This window comes from Dyadobacter frigoris (genome assembly GCF_005280585.1).
In the GTDB taxonomy this organism is placed as follows: Bacteria; Bacteroidota; Bacteroidia; order Cytophagales; family Spirosomataceae; genus Dyadobacter; species Dyadobacter frigoris.
In genome coordinates, this window is sequence record NZ_SZVO01000027.1 from 39,152 (window position 1) to 61,898 (window position 22,747).

Here is a 22,747-nt window from a genome sequence, read left to right on the forward strand (position 1 = left end):
TGTTTGTGTCGTTTGTTATTATGTATAGTGTGATGTTTTTGAATGTGGATCAAATGGATCACATTTACTTAAGCGTAACCCGGTTTACATGACCCTTTTAATGATATCAGCCATGGCACTGATCATGCTGATTTTTATGCCGGGCATGTATAACAGTAAAAAATGGAATACGTTGATCTATGCAGTAAGTATTCTGGTTTTTGTTTTGAGTTTCGCCGGTCTAAGAGACCAAATTTTATCAGTGACAGAGAGTACATGAGAGCGATGATCCCACACCATTCCTCGGCCATTATGACCAGTCAGGTAGCCAATCTTAATTATCCGGAGGTCAAAAAACTTGCTGAGGGTATTATAAAATCACAGAGAGAGGAAATTGCACAAATGAAGGCTATTTTGGAAAGGGAGGAAAATAGCTTTTTCATTGCTCAGAGATTCCTTTGCTGTTCAATTTCTTGATAAGGGGTGCAATTGTAAATCCCTGGACTAGAATCGAAAATAAAACAACAACGAAGGTCACTGAAACAATTATATTTTTGTGAGAGCTTGGTGGTAATGAAAGTGCCAACGCGATGGAAATTCCTCCTCGGAGTCCGCCCCATGTCATGATTTTCAGCGTTCCGTTTCCCATTTTCCGGGCAAAACCGAAAGTAAAAGCCGTGCAATACAGCGCAATCAATCGCGCTGTAATGACAATAACGGCGGTAATAAGGCCAGTGATAATATAACTGGTTTCAAAATCAACTACGACAATTTCAAGACCGATTAGCATAAAAAGAATGGCATTAAGGATCTCATCGGTCACTTCCCAGAATTTACCCAAATAATCACGGGTTTCATCACTCATCGCAAGTGCAGTGCCTCTGTTTCCGGTCATGATTCCTGCTACGACCATAGCTAATGGCCCAGAAACATGAAGATAATGACAAAGCGAATAGCCACCCATCACCATGGCCAGCGAAATTAAGATTTCGGTTTGAAAATGGTCGATCGATTTCATTAGCTTATACCCCAGAAATCCTATCCCGACGCCTAGCGTGATACCGCCAATTGCTTCCTGCACAAACAATAAGCTGATCTCCCATACCCCGAAATTCGCTACGCCTACTGATTCGATTTTAAGCAGCGTTGCAAAAATTACCACGCCAATCCCATCGTTAAAAAGCGATTCTCCTACAATATTGGTTTCTATTTTTTTTGATAGGTTGGCCTTTTTTAAAATGCCCATCACAGCGATCGGGTCAGTAGGGGAGATTAGCGCTCCAAGCAACAGGCAAAGAAGCAAGGGTAAGGGATGCCCAAATAAATCCATTAGATAATGGAATGAGTAACCTACTATGAAAGTGGACAGGATCGTGCCTAGCACAGCAAAACTGGTAATGCTTTTTGCCGATTGTTTCAGGTCATCTAGATTGACATGAAGGGATCCGGCAAAAAGTAAAAAGCTTAACAGGATACCTAAGAGAAATTCTGAAAAATCGATCAGTTCAAGCTTCTGCTGAACGATTTCTGTAAAGCTTTGCGAAATATGACCTAAGGCAATAACACCCAAAGCGGCCACAGAACCCATGAGCATAAGACTTATGCCGGAGGGAAGTTTCAACAAGGTTACATTGATATAGGAGAAAAGTGCAGCAAGAGTAATCAGAATGGAGAATAGTACAAATAATTCCATAAACGGGATTCGTTTTTATTTACTAGTGAAGGACCTTACGTCCCAGCTGAAGTTTTGGGGAAATCGAGCAAGTATTTATGTGATTACTGTCAGGTTTCTATTAAACAATTAGACCTGCGGCAAAGCTAGTTACCCACCCGGTGTAAATACTCAAGGGTTTGTTCTAAATCTTCCTGTCCACATAAAATTCCCGTATTCACCGACCTAAGGCGCGCGATTGGGAAAAAGTCTCCATTGTCTTCTTTTAGCATTACACTGTCAAGTCTGCAAGGCTCGATCGTTGAAGGGAATCCTAACTGACTCTTTGTAACAACTGGCTTTTTAGCTCCTATATATTTCTGGGCCTGCCGTATCCATTGTTCAGCTTCATGTTTTGTCATAGGGGTTTATTTTTTAAGGTTGTTTGATAAACACTACTTCACCACAAATAACGCATTATCATTAACGAATCCTGTCGAGATTCCGCTCAAGCTTTTATTGTTGCCGACAGCATAGTTAGATGGTGCTGCCGGTTAAATATTTAAATTGAAGACACACTTTTCAGCGAATTATTCTGTGCCTGAACCATAAGCGTCTGAGTTGGATATGCAAATTCTATACCTCTCGCTTCAAAGGCCTTGTAAATATCCAGGTAAATGGCCTGCTGCTTGTCCATGTACAAGCTGTAATCTGAATCCAGAATATAATACACGATTTCAAAATTAAGACTGAAATCGCCATACCCAGAAAAATGAGCACGATCAAATTTGACGTATGGTTTTGACTCAATAATCTGTTTTAAAAGCGCGGGGATTTCCGAAAGCTGTTGATGAGGGGTCTGGTAGGTGACACCAAGCGTAAACAAAATCCGTCTTTGCTTAAGCCGTTTGTAATTATGAAGCCTTGAATTGGTCAGGTCTGTGTTCGAGCAAACCAGCTGTTCACCTCCAAGTGTACGTATCCGGGTTGTTTTAATGCCGATGTGTTCTATAATTCCTGATTTATCATCGATTACAATAAAATCACCGATCTCAAACGGTTTGTCAAAAAAGATAACAAAATAACTGAAAAGATCACCTAGGATCGTTTGAGCAGCTAATGCAATCGCTATACCTCCTATTCCAAGTCCGGCGATGAGCGAGGTGACATCGTAGCCAAGATTGTCGATCATAAAGATGATACCAAATATCCAAATGACCACATTGATAATCAATATCAGTCCACTGGCTTGTTTTTCTTTTGCCTCGCTGTTTTCCTGTGTATGGATAAAGGAGAAAACAAATTTTTTGAATGCAGCACTAAGAATCCGAAGCGAAAAAAAGGTAGTTGAGACAAGAAATATAATGTCGGCAACTCTTTCAATTTTAGCGGGTAATTGTAAAGCGGAAATGGCAAAATAGACGCTTGCGATGTAAAGAAACGGTACCACTGAATTTTCAGTCATTTCCACCAAAAAATTGTCCCAGGTTGTTGTGGTGGTTAAAGACCAGGATTTTAAACGCCTTAAAACGTAGTGCCGTGTAAGCCGGATGCCGATAAATATAGCAGTGATAATGGCTGCGGCAAACAGCCAGGAAGAAAGTGGGTTGGCTAAGAGAGGTTGGTTGAAAAAGTCATTCATAATGATTGGGATTAAATAGAGCCCTAATCACCGATAATTGAAATAGAAAATTGCAGCCGGGCAAATGAAAAACTCAGAGTAAAATCCTTGGAGACAAACAGAAACAAACTTAAAAACTGTTGAATTTAGTCCCTTTCTGAATTTTTTAAATCAGCGAAACGGGTGCTGATTTAAAAAATAGGTAGTAGAGCAAAAAGGCCCCGGCAGATCAAAAAAATCGGTAACATGGCAGCTACAATAATGAAAGCTACACAGCAGCAAATTTATTAACAGATCCCAATCTACGAAAAATAATACTGTGAATCAACCTTTAATGAAAGTATCGAGCCCGAAATCCAGGAGAGTAGAAGATAAAGTTAAAAAGTAGATTTTTCGATATACAGTTTTAATGAATCACTTTTTAGTCTGACTTTCAGCCATTTGCTGATTCTTGTTAAGTCCCGGTTAGTCTTTTTGGGGTTGGTCGTACCTAAAACCACTACGTTAAAATGTTTTACCAGGTTTGCATCTGTATAAAACGTTTGTTTATCCGCAGAACAGTACCGGATCTCCGGAAAAAGAGGTTTCATTTCCTGGTAAAGAGGATTTCCCATTTTTTTTGTCCTGGTAATACTGTCCTGTTTTTGAATTGCAAGGCCGAGTGTCGTTTTTAGACGGTTTATTTCTGATTGGTAGCGCTCGTCCTGGGTAAGATCTTTGGATACGTCGTTGATAGAAAATCCCTGCTGGATGATCAGTGTCGCATCATGAAGGCCATATATGTTTTTTCTTTTGGCCAGGCGCTGTTTGTCTGGATTATCAATCATCTTTCCTCCGTAAATCAGCTTGATCTGCCTTTTTGCCGGGTCCAGTTCATTTTTTAGCAGAAAATCACCCTCAATGTAACTTTCGTTTGTGATGAAATTGTTGGCATTCTGGATAAAATTCTCTTTTTGTACTAGCAGATAGCCATAGTAAATGCTTGGAATCGTGGTGATCACCACAATAAAGGAGACCCACCGGTTGGCCATTCTTTTTTGATTTTCATCCGCATAATTACGGATCGGATATCTTAGCAGCCGGACGGTAATCAATGTGGCACTACCGATAAAAACGGTATTAATCGTCAGAAGGTAGAGAGCGCCGAAAAAAAACGGCCAGTTCCCAGATGAGAGGCCATAACCAGCAGTACAGAGCGGAGGCATCAGCGCCGTAGAAATGGCTACGCCCGGAACAACATTTCCCTTGTGTTTGCTTGAAATGGCGACAATACCCGCAAGTCCACCTACCAACGCAATGATTACATCGTAAATACTGGGCTGAGTCCGGGCAAGAAGTTCCGAATGCGCCTGATAGATAGGGGTAACAAAAAAATAGAGCGCTGAGGTCAAAAGGCCGGCGATGATGGCAAAAAGGTAGTTGACAAACGCTTTTTTAAATAAAGAAAAGTCATATGTGGCAATGCTATATCCCATGCCCAGAATGGGTCCCATCAAAGGAGAGACGAGCATGGCCCCAATGATAACGGCAGTCGAATTGACGTTAAGCCCGACCGATGCAATAAATATGGCAAAGATCAGAATCCACAGGTTCGTGCCTTTGAATTCAATACCGTTTTCCACACTGTCATGAATTGTGGAATATTCTTCCCTTTCGGATGAAATGTCAAACCTTTTAAGCAAATCATTTATTCCCATGTAGTTTCCGCTGAAAATAGGTCAGTTTAAAATATTGGCAGTACCCTTGAAGGTAACCTGATATTGTTTTAGCTTTCCTGTTTGATACTCTTCAAAAAAACAATTCCAGACACGCCTGCGATGACAGAAGCAAGTAAAATACCATATTTTGCCTGGTCGACCATTTCTGCGTGGCTGAAAGCCAGTCCTGTGATAAAAAGTGACATAGTAAAACCGACTCCTGCGAGCATCGCAACTCCGATGATATGGTTCCAGGTTGTCTGGTAAGGTAATTCTGAGAATTTAAACCGTACCATCAAATAAGTGAAAAGTAACACGCCTATAAATTTTCCGGCTAACAGTCCGGCTGAAACGCCAATGCTAACAGGGTTAAGCAAAGAAGAAAAGAAGTCACTTCCGATCACCATGCCTGCATTAGCCAAAGCAAATAACGGCATGATCACGAAGGCTACCCAGGGATGCAGTGAATATTCTATTTTTTGCAGCGGTGTTTCCGCATCGGTACTTAGTTTTTTTATTTTTTCGATGGTCTGATGCTGCTCAGCGGTCGTTAGTGATCCGTTTTGCGGGATTTCATTTTCGAAATTGGTGATATACGTTCTGATTTTACTGACATATTCATTTTCATCAATTTTAGTCCGGGCAGGGATTGTGAAGGCAACCAGTACGCCTGCGATTGTAGCATGAACGCCTGAAAAAATAAATCCGCCCCAGACAGCGATGCCGATGATCAGATAAAAAAGTGTACTGCGAACGCCCAGTAAATTTCCAATCGTTAAAATTGCCAGCAGGACACCTGCGAAGATTAAAGGTGTAAAGGCAATATGTGCGGTGTAAAAAAAAGCGATCACAAGTACGGCGCCTAAATCATCGGCTACGGCAAGGGCTGAAAGAAATACCTTTACCGAACCTGGAATGTGCCTGCCGGCCATCGACAACAGCGAAAGCGCAAAAGCGATATCGGTCGCCATCGGGATTCCCCAGCCATGTTCAGATTCAAGATTTTTATTCAGTAGAAAATATATGCCCGCAGGTACCAGCATCCCGCCCAAGGCAGCCATCATAGGAAGCGATGCTTTTTTTAGCGTTGATAATTCGCCGGCAATAAACTCTCTTTTCAGTTCCAATCCAATCACAAAAAAGAATAGCGCCATAAGGCCGTCATTGATCCAGACATGCAAAGGCCTGCTGAAGACAAAGTCGTGAAAGCCGATCGAAAGTTTAGTATCCCACAAATGATGATAGGATTCTCCCCAGGGAGAATTTACCCAAACAATGGCCACAATCACATTGATAAAAAGAATGATGCCGCCTGTAAACTCCTGATGTATAAATTTGCTTACCGGGCTTAATATCTGATCAATCGGGGATTTTGCCATCTTGAAGGTCGTTCGGGATTTGGAAGGTGAGTTTGCAAATATATTACTAAACACTTTATACTATTCAAAATACGGAGAAGTAATCGATCATATGGAGTCCGATTGATTTTATTCACTCTTTCAATTTGAACTGATTAATTATTTGAACGATAGTGTCTTATAACAATTTAATAAATTGGAAAGATTTGGGGAAATACATGAAATAAAAATTTGGAATTTTATTTCTGTCGCTGCTAAAAACCAAATAAAATCTACTCTTTGATTGTAATTAACTCATTGAAATTTTGTCTTTACACGATTATTTGCCTATTTTTAAGAAAATGAACTCTGAAATGGGATCGTTTAACACGTATGACAGATCAAAAAGAAATACAAAGTTCAGGCAGATTAATTGTAGTTGCTTACAGGGTACCTTTTAAAATTATTCATCACGATGAGCATATAGAACTCAGGCAAACTCTGGCGGACTCGTCTCAGCAGTACTGTCGCTGACAGCTGAGAGAAAGGATTCTTTTTTTAGTAAGCAGGAAAAAATTCAATGGATTGGGTATAGCGAGCAGACAGAGGAGGAGCTGGGAGGGCTATCAATCGAAAATGATTCTTTTCAGGTGCATCCCGTTTTTATCCCCGAACAAGTTAATGAAGATTATTATGAAGGATTCTGCAATAATTTAATATGGCCGTTATGCCATTATTTTCCCTACCTGGCCCGGTTTGAAGATCATTATTTTGAGGCTTACAAAACAGCAAATAAGCTTTTCTTTGACAAAGTTGATCAGGTGATTCAGCCAGGAGACACCATATGGGTGCAGGATTATCAGCTGATGCTATTGCCGGAAATGATCCGGCAGAAATATCCTGACAATAAAATCGGATTCTTCTTTCACATTCCTTTTCCTTCCTATGAACTGTTCCGGATGCTGCCTGTGATATGGCGGAAAGCGATCGTTGACGGAATTCTCGGTGCGGATGTAGTAGGATTTCATACCAATGACTACGTTGAGAACTTTCTAAAAGCTGCCCGTCTGGTATCGGGTTACGGTAATAAGTTGCATTATGTACATATGGGAAACAGGATCGTTAAAATAGATTCTTTTCCGATCAGCATTGATTATGAAAAATTCAATGGTTCCTATGATGATCCTGAGGTCGCCGAAGTCCGTGATCAAAGCAGAGCCTCACTGATGGAGAAAATAATTTTTTCGGTGGACCGGCTGGATTATTCGAAAGGGATCAGACATCGTTTGCATGGCTTCACAAAATTTCTGCAAGACTATCCACAGTGGCACGGAAAGGTTTCTTTCGTGATGGTTGTGGTTCCCTCCCGTGATACGATCGAACAATATCAGTTTATGAAGATGGAGATCGATCAAACCGTTGGCAGGATCAATGCAGCATATGGCGATATTTACTGGCAACCTATTATTTACCAGTACCGCTCGATGAGCTATCCTGAGCTGGTGGGGATGTACACTGCCAGTGATGTGGCCCTGATTACGCCCCTTCGCGACGGAATGAACCTCGTGTGCAAAGAATTTGTAGCCAGCCGGAAAGATTCTCAGGGTGTGCTGATTCTGAGCGAAATGGCAGGTGCTGCACAGGAGCTTGGCGAGGCGCTGATTATTAATCCCTTTGATATTAATGGGATTGCCCAGGCCATTCAGGAAGCATTTGAGATGCCGGCTCAGGAGCAGACCAAGAGAATGGATGCTATGCGTGAGCGGATCAGAGACTATGATGTATTTGCATGGACCAATGACTTTTTTACCCAAATGATGATGCTTGAACAAGAATACGAACGACTAAAACAAGTTTTGTTAACAAATAAGGGCATTGCCCAAATGCGTGAAGCTTACAGGGCCAGCAAAAACAGAATTTTGTTCTTTGACTATGATGGCACGCTTTCGCCATTGGTTCCGGATCCCTCTCAGGCGAATGTTTCCGACGAGGTGAAAAATCTGATTATGGAACTTGCAGAGCGCAATACTGTCGTCATTATCAGCGGAAGAGACCGTCTTTTTCTGGATGAGCGCTTTAAGGGACTGCCGGTTCATATCATTGCCGAGCATGGCGCATTGATCAAAACCAAAGGTCAGGAGGAGTGGGTTTTAAATGAAAATTATGAGGAAAACTGGATAGATAGTATCAGGCCTATACTTGATCTGTATGCTAAAAGGTGTCCCGGAGCATTCGTTGAAGAAAAGGAAACCTCCTTGGCCTGGCATTTCCGTGTTGCTGATGATGCCGAATATGCTGACCGAAGAGCCCAGGAGCTGGCCTGGCAGCTCAAGAATTTTATTCAGCCGGAACTGAACTTGCAAATTATAGAGGGAAACAAAGTTGTCGAGGTCAAAAAGACTGCTTACAACAAGGGTACAGCGGCAAGAAGTTTTGTCGAAGGAGGGGTGTATGATTTTATTTTAGCCATTGGAGACGATACGACGGATGAAGATATGTTTGAGGCGTTACCCGAAACAGCTTATACCATTAAAATTGGAGATGATTTATCTTCTGCCCGAAATCACATCAGAAATCAGGATGAAGTATACCATTTTCTGACTTTTATGGTTTCGGCTGGTTAGTGACAGTATTATTGGTCCGAACTGGCCTTACTTATCATACTAACACTTGCCGGGTTAAACCGGGCATGATTTTGGTGTTTAAAGTTTTTCATTGTTAAGTTTATGCAACACCAAAAAAAACTAAATGAACTGGCCGCAACAGCTATTTGTGGTAATGATATTACTTCATCCTGTTTATATGTTTCCTCTCTTACGATCATTTATGCAGGACAGTATGCGTGGCTTGCGTTGATTTTTGTGGCCATAGTCCTTTTCCTTTTTCGCAGAATTTATGGCGAAGTGGTTGGCGCGCTTCCCCTGAATGGCGGAGCTTACAACGTACTTTTGAATACGACCAGCAAAAGTAATGCTTCCATTGCAGCATGTCTTACTATTTTGTCTTACATGACTACGGCTGTTATTTCTGCCAGTGAAGCGATGCACTATCTGCATGGCATTTTACCCTCGCTGCCGGTTATGCTCGCAACCGGTGGACTAATTACAGCATTTTTATTTTTAGTGATGTCAGGTATTAGTGAATCATCCATTGTCGCGATCGTGATCTTTATTCTTCACATTTTTGCCATGGTTGCCTTGATTATAAGTGCTGCATGGTTTGTCTCTATTCATGGTTTTGATATAGCTTCCGATAATTTTAAAACGCCTGCACACGGAGGGATTGCCACAGCGCTTTTTTTAGGTTTTAGCACCGCGATGCTTGGCATCTCAGGTTTTGAAAGTTCGGCTAATTTTGTTGAGGAGCAAAAAAGAGGTGTGTTCCGAAAAACACTTCGGAACATGTGGGTGGCCGTTACGGTTATTAATCCTTTAATGGCCCTGGCTGCTGTTATGGTGTTGCCTCTGACAGAAGTTGCCGTGCATCAGGAAGCATTATTATCTCATCTTGGTAACAGCACAGCCGGTCCATGGCTTTCCACCTTTATTTCGGTGGATGCTGTGCTGGTTTTGAGCGGGGCCTTGTTGACTTCTTATGTAGGCGTAAATGGTCTTATCAAACGAATGACCCTGGACCGTATCCTGCCACAGTTTCTTTTAAAGGAAAACAAAAACGGAAGTTCTCCCAGAATTCTTATCCTGTTTTACCTTCTTTGTCTGTCGGTACTTCTGATTACACAGGGTCAGCTTGGTCCGTTGGCAGGTGTTTATACGATTTCATTCCTTTTGGTAATGATCTATTTTGGCTTTGGTAATTTTCTTTTAAAGATTAAAAGAAGCAGGCTCCCAAGGCCTGAGAGGGCATCTATTTTCTCAGTAGCACTTGCTGTTATGGCGGTGATGGCAGCACTTTACGGGAATGTGATTATGCATGCAGAGTATCTGATCGTTTTTCTGCAATACTTCCTCCCGTCTATCATCATCATTACGCTTTTGCTGAACAGGAACGAGATCATGCAGTATATGCTTGTGGTGGTTGATAGTTTTTTTACATCTGTGAAAAAGGTTGCCGCTGCCAGCAAATTTCATCTGACTAGGGCAATTAAAAAACTCAGCGAGCAGGAATTTGTCTACTTTACCAAGGGCGATGACATTTCAATTCTGAATAAAGTGATGATTTATGTTCAGGAAAATGAAATTACTAAAAAACTAAAAATTGTTACCGTTTTAAAAGACGGGGGAGTGGTTTCAGAAGATTTTTTAAGAGACCTGGATGTGCTCGACAGGGCTTATCCCGAAATTAAAATTGAGTATATTCAGATACACGGCATTTTTGGTCCGCAAATTATTCAGCGTCTAAGCAGGGAATGGAATATACCTATCAATTTTATGTTTATCAGTTCTCCAAGCGATAGGTTTTCACACCATGTTTCAGAACTAGGAGGGGTCAGGCTGATTATTTAGCCGAATTAATCATACTTGATGAGTTACCAAAAAGGATAAAAACGTAAGTTTTTATCCTTTTTTCATTTTCGTGAAAATATTATATTTCGAAGGTATTTTATTTGTTTTAAAAGGTTCTGGGAGTAGTCTGGCAAATTTTCACTTTCTTTATTTAAAGAATACAAAATATTTAAGATTAACAAAGTATCCCGAATCTACCACCTCTGATGGAATCACTCATTAATTTACTAAACGACATTATCTGGAGTAATGCGCTTATCATTCTTTGTCTGGCCACAGGAATCTACTTTTCTTTCGTAACAAGATTTCTTCAGGTCCGCTACATCAAAGACATGGTCGGACTGCTATTTGGCGGGAAATCTTCTGAAAAAGGAGTTTCATCCTTTCAGGCATTTGCTATTGCCATATCAGGAAGGGTCGGTACAGGCAATATTGCCGGCGTTGCAACGGCTATTGCCATGGGAGGACCAGGTGCTGTTTTCTGGATGTGGGCCATTGCATTTCTTGGCGCCGCATCCGCCTATGTGGAGGCGACATTAGGTCAAATTTATAAAGAGGTGAAAGATGGTCAATACCGGGGCGGCCCTGCTTTTTATATTGAAAAAGGACTAGGCATTAAATGGTATGCTACTCTTTTCGCGGTGGCTACCATTTTAAGCACGGCTGTATTTTTGCCGGGGGTGCAGAGTAACAGTATTGCAAGCAGCGCTAAAATTGCGTTTGATATTCCTGTGGAGATCTCAGGTGCGGTGATAACAGCGATGTTGGGACTTATAATTTTCGGCGGTGTTAAAAGGATTGGTAAGGTGGCCGAGTTTGTGGTTCCCTTTATGGCGGGTGCCTATATTCTGATGGCATTGATTATTATTGTTTTAAACATTACACAGGTGCCAGCGGTTTTTGGTCTGATAATTCGTTCAGCGTTTGATATGGAACCCGCTTTTGCCGGTATTTTTGGTATGGCCGTATCATGGGGTGTTAAAAGAGGTATTTATTCCAATGAAGCAGGGCAGGGAACGGCTCCTCATGCGGCAGCGGCGGCTGAGGCGAGTCATCCGGCCAAGCAGGGATTAGTTCAGGCTTTTTCGGTATATGTTGATACGCTTTTTGTTTGTACAGCCACGGCGCTGATGATTCTTTTCACAGGGAAATTTAATGTAGTCAACCCCGCAGGAGGTTTTCTGGTTGAAAATGTTAAAGGAATGGCCATCGGTTCTGAATTTACCCAGCAGGCAATCAATTCCCATTTCCCTTCGCTGGGTAGTGGTTTTGTTTCGATCGCGCTTCTTTTCTTTGCTTTCACAACTATTATGGCCTATTACTACATTGCTGAAACTAATTTGAGTTATTTGATGAAGAAAAGCGACAGTAAAGTGTTTTTGTGGGGACTTCGCGCCCTGATTATGGCGGCTACATTTTATGGTTCGATAAAAACTGCGGCATTGGCCTGGACCGTTGGTGATATTGGTGTCGGCCTGATGGCCTGGCTGAATATCATTGCCATTTTGCTATTAAGAAAGCCTGCGCTTGACGCACTTAAAGATTATCAACACCAAAAGCAGCAGGGTAAAGACCCGGTTTACAGTGCCCGGGAAATGGGTGTAAAAAATGCGGAGGAATGGAATTAATGCGTAATTGAATACAAATCATACAGATTTTTAAAGAATGCAGCTCTTAGGGACTGCATTTTTTTTGTTTATACCATGCTGTGATACAGTTATTTATGTTATTTATAGAGTGAAGACAGAAAAGATATTAAACCCCAGGTTTACTTTTTAGTCTAACAAACTTATCCATTGCAAACGCCTCCGTAGCAAATCTCACGCAGCGACTGGCACAAATCTGTTTCCGCTATGAAAATCTCTTTGATTTTACTATGCTTCTGCATAGGGCTACCTCGTTATTCGCCCGCCCAGCAAACATCTTCCCCAAAGTATCGTATTTCAGGTAAGCTTGAAGATGCTGATAAAAATCCTGTTTTATTTGCAAACGTTGCACTATATTCTGTTAAAGATTCTTCTTTAGTTGGCGGGATTGTCTCCGATGAAAATGGTCAATTTTCAATGCCTAGTGAAATTGGAAATTATTTTCTTAAAATCACCTACCTGGCCTTGGACGATAAAATTGTTTCCGGGGTGAAAATTACAACCAAGGATTTAAATCTTGGCGTGATTACCATGGCAGCCGATGCGCGGGTTTTAAGTGAGGTTGTAGTAACGGGGCAGAAAAGTCAGTTGGAATTGCAGTTGGATAAGCGCGTATTTAATGTCGGAAAGGACATGAGCAACATCGGCAGCAATGCTTCGGATATTCTCAATAATATGCCTTCGGTGACTGTTGATGTGGATGGAAATGTGGCGCTTCGTGGAAGTCAGAACGTCAGGATTTTGATTGATGGGAAACAGTCGGGCATGGTTGGGATGAATCCCGCAGAAGCACTTAAACAAATTCCCGGGGATTTGATTGAAAGTATCGAAATTATTACAAATCCGTCTTCGCGCTATGATGCAGAAGGAGAGGTGGGAATCCTGAATATTGTCATGAAAAAAAATATTCGCTATGGTGTAAACGGATCTTTCACGGCCACGGGAGGTTACCCGTCTAACTTTGCCGGATCTTTTAATTTGAATTACAGAACAAAAAAAGTAAACCTGAGTGCAAATTACGGGCATCTGTACAGGGATTCTCCTGGGCGAGGTACATCACGCCAGCAATATACCAGTGCCGATACAAGTTTTGTATACGAACAGAATAATACCCGATCGCGCAGTGGTTATTCGAATACCTTTGGTCTGGGAATGGATTATTTTCTGAATCAGTACAATACGCTGACTGCGACACTCTCTTACCGTAAATCCAGAAATAAAAATAATACGATGCTCGAATACAGGGATTTTGATCTTAATAACACTCTGAGCAGAACGGTGCTGAGAAGCGAAAATGAAAAGGAGCCCCGGGCTAATCTGGAAGCCGCTTTAAATTATAACAAGACCTTTAAAAAGAAAGGACAAAGCCTGAGTTTTGTCGGGAAGTATATTGTCAGCGCCGAAACCGAGGCTTCGCTATTCAACCAATCCACGGATGGAGAAACCCAGCAGCTTAAACAGCGCTCATTTAATACTGAGGATGAGAAGAACTTTCTTTTTCAGCTTGATTATATTCATCCGTATAGTAAAACCGGGAAAGTTGAGGTAGGTCTGAAAAGTTCGCTCAGACTACTGGACAACGATTTTTCGGTGCACCAGCAAAACCAGGAATTAAACTGGATTATTTTGCCGCAGTTCGATAACAGGTTCGGTTACGATGAAAAGATCAGTGCCGGTTATCTGATGGCAAGTGATCAGTTTGGCAAATTTTTTGTACAGGCGGGACTTCGGGGCGAGTATTCCGATATCTTATCGGAGCTTAAAAAGACAAACGTATCGAATCACCGGAAGTATTTTAATTTGTTTCCGAGCGTCCATCTCTCTTATAAATTGCAGGATAAGCAGACGATTCAACTTAGTTATAGTTACCGGCTCAGTCGCCCGGGTTTCAGAAGTTTGCTTCCCTTTTCCAATTTTAGCGATCCCAGGGTTTTTAGAGCGGGCAATCCGCTGTTGAATCCTGAATATACGCATTCCTTTGAAGCGGGTCACCTGCTGAATATGGAGAAAGGTTCATTGCTTTCGAGCCTTTATTACCGGCACCGGTTAGGCGTTGTCGAAAATATTACAGCCGTGGATTCGGCGGGTTTTACAACAATTACCCCAATTAATTTGTCGACTGGTAATTCCTATGGATTAGAATTTAACCTTTCCTATGATCCGTTTGAGTGGTGGAAGTGGACTGCCAGCGCTAATTTTTTCAGGGCAACCAATGAAGGTTTTTATCAGGACAGAAAACTCCGGAGCGATACCTATACCTGGACCGGCAGGGCGTCTTCCCGGATTACACTATTCAAAAATATCGATTTTCAATCATCGCTCAATTACCGGGCGCCAAGAAAGACAACCCAGGGCAGAGAGTTGTCCCAGTATTCTATTGACCTTGGGCTTTCAAGGGACATACTGAAAGGAAGGGGAACGGTGACAGCGAGCGTCCGGGATTTATTTAACAGCAGAAAACGGCGTAGCATCACGCAGACCGCCGGTTATTATTCCAGGTCTGAATTTCAGTGGCGCGCACGTCAGTTTCTTGTCACATTCTCTTACCGGCTGAATGGTTCAAAAGCCAAAGAGAGAAATAACGACGATGCTGACAGTGGCGAAGATAGTTAAATGTAAGCCGGGTTTCGGCTCAATTCATTACCGGGGAAACAGTGCTATTTAGAATCAAAATAATAGGAATTTACCCCGTAATGCGACAAGAAAAGTGTTAAATTAGATTTTTAAGAGAATTCAGTGAGAAATAGTACAGTAAAGAAATATTACAGTTTTTTAAAATTCAGAAGGAATTTTACAAGGTACAGCATTGACAAATTCAAAAGTTATGAAATTGTTATTTTCTGGCTTAAAAGTATTCTGACCAGAAATCAGTTTCTTATCCTTTCGGGTATGATGGTGGGATGTAGTGCCGGATTTGCCGGTGTAATCTTAAAATCGCTGGTTCATTATATCCACTACGTGATTCAGCACAAAGTGCATTTTGAAGGCCAGATTCTATTTTATTTGATTTTTCCTTTTTTAGGTGTTGTCCTTACTGTAATCGTGGTGAAAATATTTTTTCATGGATTGGATAAAAAGGGGATACCTCTTATACTTTACGAAATTGCCCAGAATGCAAGTAATGTCTTACCCGTCAAAATGTATTCACAGATTGTGCAGAGTGCCATTACTGTTGGGCTGGGTGGCTCTGCTGGTCTGGAAAGCCCGATCGCGGTAACCGGCGCGGCTATCGGTTCGAATTTTGCTCAGACCTATAAACTCGACTATCGCGAACGCACTTTACTTTTGGCAGCAGGGGCCACAGCCGGCATTGCTTCCGCATTTAACGCACCGATTGCCGGTGTAATGTTTGCTTTTGAAATCCTGCTAACCGGTGTGGTTTTCACCGACTTCATACCTCTGGTTGTCGCCGCAGTATGCGGCAGTTTGGTTTCCAGGGTCCTTTTGGACGAACAAGTTCTTTTTCAGTTCCACGCACGGGGCGTATTTAATTACCACAATCTTCCGTATTATTTAATCCTTGCCTTGTTATGCGGTTTATATGGCCGGTATTTTTTGGTCGTAAGCCAGCGTATGGAGGCTTTATTTCACCGTCTGAATTTCTCAAGGGTTAAAAAGGCCATGATTGGCGGTGCTGTTTTATCGCTGCTTTGCGTACTTTTTCCGCCACTATTCGGAGAGGGTTACGATACAATCAAATCCTTTACCAATGGGGAAATTTTCCAGGTTATTGATCGTAGCTTTTTTAGATATCTTGAATATAGGCAATGGGTTATTATTGTTTTTGTTGGCGTAATTTGTATGCTGAAAGTTTTTGCCACTTCAATTACAATCTACAGTGGCGGAAACGGCGGCAATTTTGCGCCGTCACTTTTTGCAGGGGGCTCTTTAGGTTTTGTACTCGCCCTGCTTTGTACACAGATCGGTCTTGCCGACGTACCGATGACCAACATGATTATCGTCGGGATGGCTGGTGTGATGAGCGGGGTCATGTATGCGCCCTTAACGGCAATTTTTCTGATTGCAGAATCAAGTTCGGGTTATGACCTTTTTATTCCTTTGATGATTGTATCAACAATTTCTTTTCTGATTGCAAAATGGTTTTCACCTATTTCTCCTGATTTAAAGGCTTTGGCCGAAAATGGACAGATTTTTACCAGAGAGTATGATCGGAACCTTCTTTCACTGCTTCATACCATGGATTTACTGGATAAAGAGACCCAAATTGTTGATTATCAGGCGTCGGGTGAGGAGTTGGCTGAAGTGATAAGAAATGGAAAGAGAAACCTGATTGCGGTGCTGGATCAAAACCGGAATTTAAAAGGGGTTATAAATTTGAATGATATAAGGCCAACATTGTTCAACGAGAACAAAAATGAGTCGCTACTAATCGCATCATTGATGAAGGAACCAAAGACGGTTGTGGGCGAAAATGATTCAGTCGTTACAGTAGCGAAAAAGTTTGATCAGACTGGCCTGTGGAACTTACCTGTGATCAGAAAAACAGGAGAATTTGCCGGCTTTGTATCCAAATCGACGGTTTTGGACTGTTATAGAAGGCTCCTGCAGGAACATTCTGGTTAAAAGGAGCATCACTTAAATTTTTGCGCTGATCGGGATTTTAAGAAAGCTGCAAGATGTAAGGTAAAAGGCCCCGGATATGAGTTTTCATTCCTTGGCCTTTTACATGCGTTGATTTCGGTTAAATTCTAATGATTATTCCCAACCACCACCAAGCGACCTGTACAAATCAATCAAAGCTAAATGCTGATCTTTTTGAACTTCTGTCAATGCCAGTTCCGCTTCCAAAACATTTTTCTGAGCAGTAATAATTTCAAGGTAGGTAGCATAACCAGTCGTGAAAAGATCTCTTGATGTTATAACTGCCAGTTGTAAAACGTCAACTTCCTGCTTCTTGAAATCTGAGATTTTCTTCGTGTTTTCTATCTTTTTCAAACTTGTACTCACTTCCTGGAAACCAGTCAAAATTGCTTTGTTATAAGCATATAACGATTCAATGCTAGCCGCTTCAAAACGTTTTTGGCCTGCTTTAAGTCCTTTGCGATTGAAAATAGGAGCTGCTAATCCTCCCAGTGCGTTATACGCTATCGAGCCGGGATTGAACAATAAAGAACCTTTAAAAGCATTAAATCCTAATAATCCAGTAATATTTAAAGAAGGTAAAAATGCCAGTCTCGCAGCTTGCAGATCTGCATGATTTGCCAATAATTCCAGTTCCGCCTGGGAAAACGTCCCAATAAAAGATTCAGACTGTTTTCAGCTTCCACCATGCGTTGGTTGATCTGAATTTCCAGGCTTTGCGTATTTAGTAATTGCGCCGTAAACTGTCTTACTCCCAATTCATTTGCCCTTCCTCCTTCTTTTTGGATTTTGATATTTTCAACTGCGGATTGCTGTAAAGTGATATTCTTTTGAATAATCRTCAACTCCGAATCCATTGCTAAAAGCTCGTAATAAAGTCGAGAGACCTGTGCGATCAGACTTGTTACGACTAAATTTCTTCCTTTTTGGGTAGCCAGAAAACGAGTGTAAGCAGCTTTTCGCTGCGTTCTTAATTTTCCCCAGATATCCACTTCCCAGGTACTTCTGAATCCCACGAAATAATCGGGCATGAAAGGCGCGGGGAGTCTTCTGTCACTGTTGATATTTTCRGAAAAATTRGTRTCATAATTTCCAACACCATCCATTGTATAATCTCCAAATTTGCGGCCGCCACCAGAAATTTCTGCGTTTACAGCCGGCAATAAAGCGCCTTTTGCTAGTAAGATATTTGTTTTAGCCATTTCAATCCGTTGAACTGCCATTTTTAAATCAGGATTGTTGAGCAAAGCAGTGTCGATCAAAGCGGTCAAATTTGGATCTTTAAAAAATGATTTCCATTGCATCGCACCAATTCCGGTTGAATCGGTTTGATTTTCAAAAGTTCCCGGCGTTCGTATCGAAGAAGCATGTTGAACAGGCTGCATCATTTTACATCCGCTAAGGAAAAGTAAAGTTGCAGCAAGAAGGGTTTGATAAGCTTTTTTATGTGTTTTCATTAATTGAATGCAGTTAGTAAAAAGGCGCAGTCATGACGATTTCGTCATGACTGCCGGATAATCTTTTCAGGTTCAGTGAAGCAGAACTTCTTCCCGTTCCGGTTTTTGTGCAGAAGGTTTTTTAGGAAGAGCCAATGTTGCGAACAAAACATAGAGTCCCGGAATAATAATGACCCCAAACAATGTGCCGATCAACATACCTCCGGCCGCAGCCGTGCCAATAGATCTGTTGCCCAAAGCACCGGCACCCGAGGCAATACAAAGAGGAATAAGACCTGCGATAAAAGCAAAAGAAGTCATCAGGATCGGACGTAACCTTTCCGTAGCTCCTTCGAGTGCGGCCTCAAAAACAGTCCGGCCTTCTTTTTGTCGAAGAATGGCGTACTCAACAATCAGGATTGCATTTTTCCCTAAAAGCCCGATGAGCATTACCAGCGAAACCTGGGCGTAAATATTGTTTTCCAAACCGAGAAGTTTGAGTGCCAAAAATGCCCCGAAAATCCCGGTTGGCAAGGAAAGAATTACCGGTAAGGGCAGTAGGAAACTTTCGTATTGAGCTGCCAGCAAGAGATAAACAAATAACAGACAAATCGCGAAAATATAGAGTGCCTGATTTCCTGAAAGGATTTCTTCCCGCGTCATACCCGACCAGTCGTATGTATATCCTTTTGGTAAAGTTTCYTTTGCAATACGTTCAACGGCTTTGATTGCGTCACCACTGCTGTAACCTGGTGCTGCATCGCCATTGATCATGGATGAGGTGAACATATTGTATCGGGTCAATTGTTCAGGTCCGTAAACACGTTCGAGCCTGATGAAAGTAGAAAACGGCACCATTTCCCCGCGATTGTTTTTAACATACAGTTTCAAAATGTCTTCCGGGTTTTTCCTCGCACTTGGCTCGGCCTGCACCATCACCTTATACATTTGTCCAAAACGGATAAAGTTTGATGCATAAAAACTGCCTACCAAAGTCTGTAAAGTACTCATCGCATTATCCACACTTACACCTTTTTTCGCAGCGATATCAGCATCTACATGAATCATGTATTGAGGAAAACTGGCATCAAAACTGGTAAAAGCGGCATTGATTTCAGGGGAATCGGCCAGCGCTTTGATAAAAGCATTTGTCACTTTTGCCGTTTCCTGCAAGTCTCCTTTTCCCGTTCTGTCTTGCAGACGAAGTTCAAAACCGCTGGAATTACCAAATCCTGGTACGGTAGGAGGTGGAAAAAACTGGATATCCGCATCTGTAACATGTTTGGTTTTTTCCTGCATCCTGACAATAATATCCTGAACAGAAGCTTTACGATTTTCCCAGGTTTTTAGATTGATCATGCCCATTCCATAAGAAGATCCGGCAGACTCGGTCATCAAACTATAACCGGCAAGTGTAGCAACGGATTCAACCTCATCAAAACTTTCGGCAACTTTYTGGATCTCATCCAGCACAACTTCGGTACGTTCAACAGTGGCGCCAACGGGTGTTGTAACATTGACGTACAGCATTCCCTGATCTTCCGTCGGGATAAATCCAGTTGGAAGAACACTATTAACACCCCAGGTTCCGATGCAGAAAAGAATTAACAGACCAACCGTGATCACTCTGCGGTTAATGATCGATCCGAGCAGTCCACGGTATTTGTTGGAGATTGAATCGTAACCACGGTTAAAACCGTTAAAGAAYTTTTGTAATGGTGTATTTTTTTTCGGCGYRTCATGTGTGTTTTTCAACATCAAGGCACATAATGCGGGTGTCAGKGTCAGGGCGTTAATGCCTGAAATCACAATTGAAATTGCAAGCGTTACCGAAAACTGGCGGTAAAAAATYCCGACCGGACCGGACATAAATGCTACCGGGACAAATACTGCGGACATTACCAGTGTAATCGCGATAATAGCGCCAGTCATTTCCTTCATCGCTTCAATGGTCGCCTCCATAGCGTCCAGATGTTTTTCGGCCATTTTCGCATGTACGGCCTCGACGACGACAATCGCATTATCGACGACGATACCAATAGCCAAAACCAATGCAAAAAGTGTCARMAGATTGATCGAAAACCCGAACAATTGCATGAAGAAAAACGTACCTATAAGTGCCACCGGAACAGCAAGTGCAGGAATAAGTGTTGAACGAAAATCCTGTAAGAAGATATAAACGATAATAATTACAAGGATAAATGCCTCAATCAAAGTCCTGATTACTTCATGAATTGAAGCGTCCARAAAYCTGGAAACGTCATAGGAAATCGTATAATCCATGTTGGGTGGAAAGGAGGTTTCCTTCAATTCTGCAACTCKTTTTTTTACATTGGCGATAACGTCACGMGCGTTRGATCCGGGACGCTGTTTCAACATAATCGAAGCCGAAGGACGACCGTCTGACTTGGAAGTCATATTATARTCCAGAGAACCAAATTCGATATCCGCAACATCTTTTAATTTYAAAACRGARCCRTCSGCATTGGCGCGAACGACAATATCTTCATATTGTTTTGGTTCAAACATTTTCCCGGTATAACGCAAAACGTATTGCAGCATTTGGGTTTCTTTACCGGAACTAACGCCGGTTTTTCCTGGTGCAGCTTCAACATTTTGTCCGCGTATTGCCGTAATGACTTCATCAGCAGAAACATCATAACTTACCATACGGTCCGGTTTTAGCCATATACGCATGGAATAATCTTTGCTTCCCATGATTTCTGCAAAACCTACTCCATCTATCCTTTTTAATTCAGCAAGTACGTTGATATCAGAAAAGTTATAAACAAAACGTTCGTCAACAGTGGTATCGGAACTCATAATATCCAGATACATCAGCATACTGTTCACTTCCTTTTCTGTTGTAACCCCAGCTTTAATTACTTCTTCCGGAAGTTCATCGATTACCGTTTGAACACGGTTTTGCACATTCACCGCAGCGAGATCCGGGTCGGTACCTACTTTGAAAGAAATTGAGATTAATGTGACTCCATTATTACTTGAAACGGATGACATATACGTCATTCCGGGAACGCCGTTAATGGCGCGTTCGAGCGGCGTAGCAACTGCTTTGGCACAAACTTCTGCATTCGCGCCGGTGTACCTGGCTGTAACTACAACAGACGGCGGAACGATATCAGGAAACTGGGTAATTGGTAATTCTGTTAGCGCCAAAACGCCTAGCAAGACAATAAAAACCGATATGACCAGTGATAGCACCGGTCGTTTTATGAAAGTTTCAAACATAAGATTTATTTCAAGTGAAAACCGGAAAGATTTAGCGTAAGGTGAGATCCGCTTTCGCAGCTATTACGTTGACGCTGTCCATGGAAATATTTTTGGGATTGATCGTTATACCTTCCTTCAAACCCTGAATTCCTTCGTAGACAATTTTGTCACCCGCTTCCAATCCTGATTGTACCACGTAATAATGCGCGGACCTGGATCTTGGAACAAAACTTCTTGTTTTCACTTTATTGTCCTTGTCAACTACATAAACAAAACTTTTATCCTGAATTTCAAAAGCAGCTTTTTGAGGTACTAATATGGCGTTTTCAACGGTATTGGTAAGGCGAATTGTCCCCGTTGAACCGTGTTTCAATAATTTTTCAGGATTAGAAAAACGAGCACGGAATGCAATGGAGCCGGTTCCTTCGTCAAATTCTCCTTCCATGGTTTCAATATTTCCTTTATGATTAAAATAAGATCCATCGGCAAGTTCAAGTTCTACAACTGCTTCTTTACCAGTTGTTTTTCCTCGTGCTTTTACGTATTCCAAATATTCATTTTCAGATACATTGAAATAAGCATACACATTTCTGGTATCCGAAAGAGAAGTTAACAGCGTTCCTTCATTGATAAGACTACCGACTTTGAAAGGCAGACGATCTATCATACCATCAAATGGCGCCTTAATTTGTGTTTGTGCTAATTGAATGGCAGCATTGGATTTCATCGATCTGGCTTCTTCAATTTTCGCCGTTACTGCGGCATATTTTGCTTTGGCAACTTCGAGTTCTGTTTTAGAAACTACATTTTTTTCTACCAGCATTTTCACCCGCCCCATTTCAAGTTCTGCACCTTTTGCATCGGCTATGGCACTTTGTAAACTTGCATTTGCCTTAGCCAGTTCTGCGGCATATTCTTCACTGTTAATCCGGAAAAGTATTTGACCTTTTTTTACTTCTTTTCCTTCATCAACATACACTTCTTCCAGATATCCTTTAACACGGGCGTAAATTTCTACGTTTTTCACAGCTTGTATGTCACCTACGTATTTTCGGTGAAATTCTGTTTTCTGTGTTTTTAATTC

Annotated in this window: 16 protein-coding genes; 7 read left to right on the plus strand and 9 right to left on the minus strand. The window is 41.7% G+C overall.

Annotated elements, in window-relative coordinates; all coding sequences use genetic code 11:
- Positions 1–112 precede the first annotated feature (112 nt).
- Both FDK13_RS36525 and FDK13_RS36530 read left to right on the plus strand, forming a co-directional pair.
- Positions 113–259 (plus strand): hypothetical protein, encoded by a 147-nt coding sequence (locus FDK13_RS36525; protein ID WP_310589954.1) that lies wholly within the window; start codon positions 113–115, stop codon positions 257–259.
- A 32-nt stretch (positions 260–291) separates the two neighbouring features.
- The gene (locus FDK13_RS36530) at positions 292–456 is read left to right on the plus strand and encodes a DUF305 domain-containing protein (RefSeq protein ID WP_310588183.1); all 165 of its coding nucleotides are present in this window, start codon (positions 292–294) and stop codon (positions 454–456) included.
- Here the strand turns inward: FDK13_RS36530 and FDK13_RS33215 are convergent.
- The 5 genes from FDK13_RS33215 to nhaA form a co-directional block, all read right to left on the minus strand.
- The gene (locus FDK13_RS33215; RefSeq protein WP_137344328.1) at positions 419–1,672 is read right to left on the minus strand and encodes a cation:proton antiporter; all 1,254 of its coding nucleotides are present in this window, start codon (positions 1,670–1,672) and stop codon (positions 419–421) included. The genes FDK13_RS36530 and FDK13_RS33215 overlap by 38 nt on opposite strands.
- Before the next feature lie 125 nt (positions 1,673–1,797).
- Positions 1,798–2,052, minus strand: coding sequence for a hypothetical protein (locus FDK13_RS33220; protein ID WP_137344329.1), 255 nt, complete (start codon positions 2,050–2,052; stop codon positions 1,798–1,800).
- A gap of 140 nt (positions 2,053–2,192) precedes the next feature.
- Positions 2,193–3,272, minus strand: coding sequence for a mechanosensitive ion channel family protein (locus tag FDK13_RS33225; protein ID WP_137344330.1), 1,080 nt, complete (start codon positions 3,270–3,272; stop codon positions 2,193–2,195).
- 356 nt (positions 3,273–3,628) lie between these two features.
- Complete coding sequence (locus tag FDK13_RS33230) at positions 3,629–4,948, minus strand: DUF389 domain-containing protein (RefSeq protein WP_137344331.1); 1,320 nt, start codon at positions 4,946–4,948, stop codon at positions 3,629–3,631.
- Between the two features lie 68 nt (positions 4,949–5,016).
- The gene (gene nhaA / locus FDK13_RS33235) at positions 5,017–6,327 is read right to left on the minus strand and encodes a Na+/H+ antiporter NhaA (protein WP_137344332.1); all 1,311 of its coding nucleotides are present in this window, start codon (positions 6,325–6,327) and stop codon (positions 5,017–5,019) included.
- A 488-nt stretch (positions 6,328–6,815) separates the two neighbouring features.
- On the opposite strand from nhaA, the gene FDK13_RS33240 reads away from it, so the two are divergent.
- The 5 genes from FDK13_RS33240 to FDK13_RS33260 all read left to right on the plus strand — a co-directional run bounded on the left by FDK13_RS33240 (position 6,816) and on the right by FDK13_RS33260 (position 16,978).
- A complete protein-coding gene (locus FDK13_RS33240; protein WP_229216329.1) occupies positions 6,816–8,909 on the plus strand; it encodes a bifunctional alpha,alpha-trehalose-phosphate synthase (UDP-forming)/trehalose-phosphatase in 2,094 nt (697 codons plus the stop codon).
- Between the two features lie 102 nt (positions 8,910–9,011).
- Positions 9,012–10,748 (plus strand): APC family permease, encoded by a 1,737-nt coding sequence (locus FDK13_RS33245; protein ID WP_137344334.1) that lies wholly within the window; start codon positions 9,012–9,014, stop codon positions 10,746–10,748.
- 206 nt (positions 10,749–10,954) lie between these two features.
- A complete protein-coding gene (locus FDK13_RS33250; protein ID WP_137344335.1) occupies positions 10,955–12,376 on the plus strand; it encodes an alanine/glycine:cation symporter family protein in 1,422 nt (473 codons plus the stop codon).
- Positions 12,377–12,601: 225 nt separating this feature from the next.
- Complete coding sequence (locus FDK13_RS33255) at positions 12,602–15,007, plus strand: TonB-dependent receptor (RefSeq protein ID WP_137344336.1); 2,406 nt, start codon at positions 12,602–12,604, stop codon at positions 15,005–15,007.
- 123 nt (positions 15,008–15,130) lie between these two features.
- Positions 15,131–16,978, plus strand: a complete 1,848-nt coding sequence (locus FDK13_RS33260) for a chloride channel protein (RefSeq protein ID WP_137344337.1) — start codon at positions 15,131–15,133, stop codon at positions 16,976–16,978.
- A 132-nt stretch (positions 16,979–17,110) separates the two neighbouring features.
- On the opposite strand, the gene FDK13_RS36330 is transcribed toward FDK13_RS33260, so the two are convergent.
- The 4 genes from FDK13_RS36330 to FDK13_RS33275 form a co-directional block, all read right to left on the minus strand.
- Positions 17,111–17,620, minus strand: coding sequence for a TolC family protein (locus FDK13_RS36330; RefSeq protein ID WP_229216327.1), 510 nt, complete (start codon positions 17,618–17,620; stop codon positions 17,111–17,113).
- Entirely contained in the window at positions 17,566–18,453 is an 888-nt protein-coding gene (locus FDK13_RS33265) for a TolC family protein (RefSeq protein WP_229216328.1), read from the minus strand. Before FDK13_RS33265 ends, FDK13_RS36330 begins: the two co-directional genes overlap by 55 nt.
- A gap of 72 nt (positions 18,454–18,525) precedes the next feature.
- Positions 18,526–21,681, minus strand: coding sequence for an efflux RND transporter permease subunit (locus FDK13_RS33270; RefSeq protein WP_137344338.1), 3,156 nt, complete (start codon positions 21,679–21,681; stop codon positions 18,526–18,528).
- Positions 21,682–21,712: 31 nt separating this feature from the next.
- Positions 21,713–22,747 (minus strand): efflux RND transporter periplasmic adaptor subunit (locus tag FDK13_RS33275; protein ID WP_137344339.1); only part of this gene is annotated, 1,035 nt, incomplete at its 5' end.

Excerpts from the sequence above, each read along its gene's own strand:
- FDK13_RS33250 (WP_137344335.1), top strand. The coding sequence starts at position 10,955 with ATGGAATCACTCATTAATTTACTAAACGACATTATCTGGAGTAATGCG.
- FDK13_RS36525 (WP_310589954.1), top strand. The coding sequence starts at position 113 with ATGGCACTGATCATGCTGATTTTTATGCCGGGCATGTATAACAGTAAA.
- FDK13_RS36530 (WP_310588183.1), top strand. The coding sequence starts at position 292 with ATGACCAGTCAGGTAGCCAATCTTAATTATCCGGAGGTCAAAAAACTT.
- FDK13_RS33230 (WP_137344331.1), bottom strand. The coding sequence starts at position 4,948 with ATGGGAATAAATGATTTGCTTAAAAGGTTTGACATTTCATCCGAAAGG.
- FDK13_RS33245 (WP_137344334.1), top strand. The coding sequence starts at position 9,012 with ATGCAACACCAAAAAAAACTAAATGAACTGGCCGCAACAGCTATTTGT.
- FDK13_RS33225 (WP_137344330.1), bottom strand. The coding sequence starts at position 3,272 with ATGAATGACTTTTTCAACCAACCTCTCTTAGCCAACCCACTTTCTTCC.
- FDK13_RS33220 (WP_137344329.1), bottom strand. The coding sequence starts at position 2,052 with ATGACAAAACATGAAGCTGAACAATGGATACGGCAGGCCCAGAAATAT.
- FDK13_RS33215 (WP_137344328.1), bottom strand. The coding sequence starts at position 1,672 with ATGGAATTATTTGTACTATTCTCCATTCTGATTACTCTTGCTGCACTT.
- nhaA (WP_137344332.1), bottom strand. The coding sequence starts at position 6,327 with ATGGCAAAATCCCCGATTGATCAGATATTAAGCCCGGTAAGCAAATTT.
- FDK13_RS33255 (WP_137344336.1), top strand. The coding sequence starts at position 12,602 with ATGAAAATCTCTTTGATTTTACTATGCTTCTGCATAGGGCTACCTCGT.